Raw genomic sequence first — 5,235 nt, 5'->3', positions numbered from 1 at the left:
CAGTCCCCATGGCCGGTGCGGCCTACACGGACGTCCCGGCGGAGAGCACACTGGGCGGGGAAGTGGAGAAAGCGGTCCGGTATGGCCTCATGAACGGGTACAGCAACACGACCTTCGGCTACGGCGACTCCATGACCCGGGCCCAGTTCGCCGCCGTGCTGGTGCGGATGATGGGCTGGCAGACGGTGACGCCCTCCAAGGCGGCCTTCGCCGATGTGCCCGCGGGCCATACCTGGTACAGCGCGGTGGAGACCGCGGCCGCCCATGACGTGGTGGATGAGGGCGGCGCTTTTCGTCCCGGCGACGCCATCACCCGGGGCGAGATGTCGGAAATGCTGGTGCGGGCCCTGGGCCTCAAGGCCACGGCGGAGATGGCAGCAGGGCAGACTGCCTCTGCATCGTCCATCTTCCATCTGCCCTTTACCGATGTCTCCGGTGACCAGGCCGGCTACATCTCCGTGGCCTATACCATCGGCATGACCAACGGCACCTCCGCCTATACCTTCAGCCCAAACGCCACTGCGACCCGGGCCCAGGCGGCGGCCATGCTGGTGCGGATCTATGAAAAGATGCAGCAGGAGATGGACTTCACCCACGGGTTCTACGCCATCTCGTCCTACAGCCAGCTGGATCTCACCCGGCAGATGGACGCCGTCAGCGCCGGCTGGAGCCGCATGACCTGGGACGGCACCACGGCGCTGCTGTCCACCACCAGCGCCAACGGCAACGAGTACGCCGTTCCCAGCGGCTACGAGGAAGTAGCGGATACCGTGACCTCCGCCGGCGGCGCGCTGAATCTGAGCGTCTACATGGATGCCGGCGACGGCGTCCGGGACCTGCTGACCTCCGCTGACGGCCGCAGCCAGGCGGTGGGCCAGATCGTAAACGAGCTGACCGTCACCTACAAGACCCTGGGCCGCAATCCCTACGACGGTGTGACCATCGACTTCGAGGGACTGCGCAGCGCCCAAAAGGCGGACTTCACCGCCTTCTTGACGGAGCTGGCGGACGCCGTCCATGGGATGGACAAGACGCTGTATGTGTGCGTGTCTCCGGTGCTGCTCTCCGGCAGCTACTACGACGGTTATGACTACGGCGCCATCGGCGCCCTGGCGGACAAGGTCATTTTGATGGCCTACGACTACGAGGCCCGGGACATGAGTGACTTCGTGGGGACAGAGTACTATAAGACCGCCGCCACGGTGCCCCTGGATCAGGTGTTCCTGGGGCTCTCCGCCCTCAAGTACCAGGGCGTGGCCACCGACAAGATCGTGCTGGGCCTGAGCTGCAAGAACGTGGCCTGGAAGATCGACGGGGCAGGGAAGATGGTCTCCGGCGCGCCGGTCAGCGTTTCCAATGAGACGCTGCACCAGCGGCTGGCCCAGTCCGACACGGTGAAGGGCTGGTCCGACACTTACCAGCAGTCCTACGCCGTCTACTCCACGGAGGACGGCAGCCGGTACTTCGTGTGGTATCAGGACGGCGCGAGCATCACCCGGGAGCTGGAGACCGCAAAGCTGCTGGGCATCTCCGGTGTATCGCTGTGGCGGCTGGGCACCATCCCCGCGTACAGCGACTGGTCCTGGACAAATGCCCTTTGATCCTCCGGTATTTCAAACCAGAAAAGCCACCCCAAACGGGGTGGCTTTTTTCAGTTCTCGCTCTTCTTTTTGCGTTTGATATGTGACAAGGGGTTTGCCTTTGCAGCCGTTCGCAGCGCATCATTATCAATGTGAGTGTAGATCTCGGTGGTATTGAGATGGTCGTGTCCCAGAACCTCCTGGACCGCCTTGACGTCCACACCATTTTGCAGCATCAGCGTGGCGGCGGTGTGGCGCAGCTTGTGGGAGGAATACTGGGTGCTGTCCAGTCCGGCTTCCCGCAGCCGCTTTTTCACCATGGCATGGACCGTGGAGCGGCTGATCCGCTCATTCTGAGAGGACAAAAACAGTGCGTTTTCATCCCGGCCCCGGATGGGCCGCCGCACCGCCAGATACCGCTGCAAAGCATCCTGACAGGTCTCATTCAAATAGACGATGCGCACCTTGTTGCCTTTGCCCAGAATGCGCAGAGCATTGTCCTGGATGTCGTTGAGATTGAGGCCCACCAGCTCGGAGATCCGCAGCCCGCAGTTGAGGAACAGCGCCAGGATGCAGTAGTCCCGGTCCTGATTTTTGCCGTCCACGGACTCCAGCAGATGCAGGCTCTCGTCCAGCGTCAGGTACTTGGGCAGCGTTTTCTTCAGCTTGGGTGAGTCCATATCTTTGACAGGATTTTCACGAAGTAGATGCATCTTGTTGGTGAGGTAATTATAAAAGGAGCGGATCGTGGCGATCTTGCGGGCCCGGGAGGCCGCGTTGAGACCATAATCGGGATTGCGGCTGTTCTGATTGCGGACCCGGTCACGGCTGAGATAGGTCATATAGCCGTAGATATCCGTCAGGGTAACGCTGGCCACAAAGTCCAGGTCAACATCGGAAATGTCGATCTCATCCAGGGCAAGGCCGGCCAGCGACGGGTCCCGGGTTTGCTTGAGATAGCGAAAAAAATTCCGCAGGTCCAGAAAATATTCGTCCACCGTGCGCTTGGAGTGGGCTTTGATTGTTTCGTGATACGCCAGAAAATCACGTAAAATCTGTGGAGCTTCCGTACGATAATCTGCCATTTGTCATCCATCTGCGGGACCGGCCAAAATCGCCTGAAAACGGCTTTTCCCGGGGGAGCCTCTCCTCTAAATTGAACAAAATTTTTATTTTGTTCAATTTTGTGTGTCCCGCAAAATCCTCCTTCCTCTCTTTTGGATTCCATCCGCCGGCAGTCTCACCGACAGGTCGCGGCAGATGCCGCTTTGTTTGTCCTTATCGTCCCGCGGCGCGGCCATAACCGGCCGCAGGGCTTGCCTGATAAAAACGGCTGTTTCGGGCCATGCTAGGTGCAAATCTCTTTGCAGAAACGGATGGTGCTCATGAGTTTGATTCCCTGTACCAGTGCCTGCGTCTATCAGCAGGACGGCCTGTGCACCCTGGACAGCGCCGCCGCCGCGGGAACGCCCTCCCTGGGCGGCGCCTGCGTCCACTTCATTCCCGCCGCCGCAGAGCGGCTCGGATCGCCTCACCGATATTGCGGGCCGGGATCAGCTGCAGACCCGCAGGCGCCTTCAGCGTGTCCGCCCGATGGGCCGGGACCACACACTGCCTGAATCCCAGCCGGTGCACCTCGGAGATGCGCTGGGACAGCTGGTTCACCGACCGCAGCTCCCCCGTCAGTCCCACCTCGCCGATGGCCACCAGGTCACCGGGAACCGGCGTGTCCAGATAGCTGGACGCCAGGGCGATCACCGCCGCCAGGTCCGCAGCGGGCTCATCCAGGGAGAGGCCGCCGATGATGTTCAGGTAGGCGTCACAGGCGGAGACCCGCAGCCCTCCCCGCTTTTCCAGCACCGCCAGCAGCATGGCCGCCCGGTTGTAATCAAAACCGTTGCTGGTGCGCCGGGGATTGCCGCCGGCAGAGGTCACCACCAGGGCCTGGATCTCCGCCAGCACCGGACGCACGCCCTCCATCACGCAGGTGACGCAGGTGCCCGGCGCGTCGTCCGGGCGGCCGGAGAGCAGCATCTCCGAGGGGTTCTCCACCTCCGCCAGGCCCTGGTCCTGCATCTCAAAAACGCCGATCTCATTGGTGGCGCCGAAGCGGTTTTTAGCCGCCCGCAGGATGCGGTATGTGGTGTGCTGGTCCCCTTCGAAGTATAAAACGCAGTCCACCATATGCTCCAGCACCTTGGGACCGGCGATGGAGCCCTCTTTGTTGACGTGGCCGATGACGAATACCGTGATCCCCTGCCCCTTGGCCAGCTGCATCAGCGCCATGGTGCAGTCCTTCACCTGGCTGATGCTGCCCGCCGGAGAGTCCAGAGCGTCGTTGTAGAGCGTCTGGATGGAGTCCACGATCAAAATGTCCGGCTGCTCCGCCGCTACGGACTCCATCAGATCCTCCAGACAGGTCTCCGAAATCACGTAAAGGTTGCTGTTTTCTACGCGTAATCGTTTTGCACGCAATTTCAGCTGATGCTCTGATTCCTCCCCGGATACATACAGTACCTTGGATGTCTCACAGAGCTTGCTGCAGATCTGCAGCATCAGCGTGGACTTGCCGATGCCGGGAGCACCGCCCACCAGCACCAGCGAGCCCTTTACGGCACCGCCGCCCAGCACCCGGTCCAGCTCCCCCATTCCCGTGGGAAAGCGGATCTCCTCCGCGGTCTGCAGGTCCGTCACCGGACAGGCCCGGCGGACACCCTGGGCCGCCCGGACCGCCGCCTTGCCAGAGGTCTTTCCCCCGGCGGTACGGACCGGCTCCGGCTGCTCCACCACGGTGTTCCAGGCGCCGCACGCCGGACACCGCCCCGCCCACTTGGGCGTCTCATTGCCGCAGGCGGTACAGTAAAACATGGTCTTTGCTTTCATGTCGCTCCTTCTTCACTGCCCCACCGCAGATATCCGGCGGTGATGGCCGCCGCCAGCAGACGCTGGTGGGATGGCTCCCCCAGCCGGGCAGTCTCCGCCTGGTTGGATAAAAAGCCGCACTCCACGATCACGCCGGGGGCCGTTACATTCTTTAATAAGTAGATGGTGTCTGCGATTTCCTTGGCCTCTTTGGGCCGCTCGGGATTGACGCACTGGTTCAGCGTCTCCTGCATCCCCTCCGCCAACTCCCGGGCGCCGGGTTGCTCATTCCAGAACACCTGGGCACCATGGGTCACCGGAGATGAGGGCAGGCTGTTTTGATGGATGCTGACCAGCACGGCGTTTTCCGTTCCGTTCACCAGCGCCACCCGGTTTTTCAGGTCCGAGACCTTCCGCTGCCGGACAGTCCCGCCCTCGGTGTGGGTGGACACGTCCTCGCTGCGGGTCATCACCGTCTCCACCCCGGAAAAGGTCATCAGATCCCGGACCCGCAGGGCGATGTCCAGATTGAGATCGCTCTCTGTCACCGTGCCGTCGCCGGAGACGGCGCCGCCGTCCTCCCCGCCATGGCCCGGGTCCAAAACCACGATCCTCCCGGGCGCCTGCGTCCGGGGCGCAAACACCTGAGCAAACACCTGGGCAGCGCCGCCGTGGCCCTCCACCAGCACGGCTGCCAGCAGCGCCACGCAAAGCACGACCGCCGCCGCGATGTGGCGTTTTCGTATGATGAAAATCATCCCGCATCCCCCCTGTCAGGAGGGTATGTGGCACC

Annotated in this window: 4 protein-coding genes; 1 reads left to right on the top strand and 3 read right to left on the bottom strand. The window is 62.3% G+C overall.

The features are described from left to right. The coding region (locus QZL67_RS07990) for an S-layer homology domain-containing protein (RefSeq protein WP_292920133.1) at window positions 1-1,601 on the top strand (1,601 nt) is incomplete at its 5' end. Window positions 1,602-1,651: 50 nt separating this feature from the next. Here the strand turns inward: QZL67_RS07990 and QZL67_RS07985 are convergent. From QZL67_RS07985 to QZL67_RS07975, 3 genes are all read right to left on the bottom strand, one after another. Next, window positions 1,652-2,665 (bottom strand): tyrosine recombinase XerC, encoded by a 1,014-nt coding sequence (locus QZL67_RS07985; protein WP_022290198.1) that lies wholly within the window; start codon window positions 2,663-2,665, stop codon window positions 1,652-1,654. A 412-nt stretch (window positions 2,666-3,077) separates the two neighbouring features. Further along, window positions 3,078-4,463: a DNA repair protein RadA gene (radA, locus tag QZL67_RS07980; protein ID WP_022290197.1), complete on the bottom strand. Its 1,386-nt coding sequence runs from the start codon at window positions 4,461-4,463 to the stop codon at window positions 3,078-3,080. Further along, a complete protein-coding gene (locus QZL67_RS07975; protein ID WP_022290196.1) occupies window positions 4,460-5,200 on the bottom strand; it encodes an N-acetylmuramoyl-L-alanine amidase in 741 nt (246 codons plus the stop codon). The genes radA and QZL67_RS07975 overlap by 4 nt, the downstream gene beginning before the upstream one ends. Window positions 5,201-5,235: the final 35 nt, after the last annotated feature.

Source organism: Oscillibacter sp. CAG:155 (assembly GCA_000436875.1).
In the GTDB taxonomy this organism is placed as follows: domain Bacteria; phylum Bacillota; class Clostridia; order Oscillospirales; family Oscillospiraceae; genus Oscillibacter.
The sequence above is the reverse complement of the archived record's forward strand: the minus strand, read 5'-3'. Positions and strand labels throughout refer to the sequence as shown.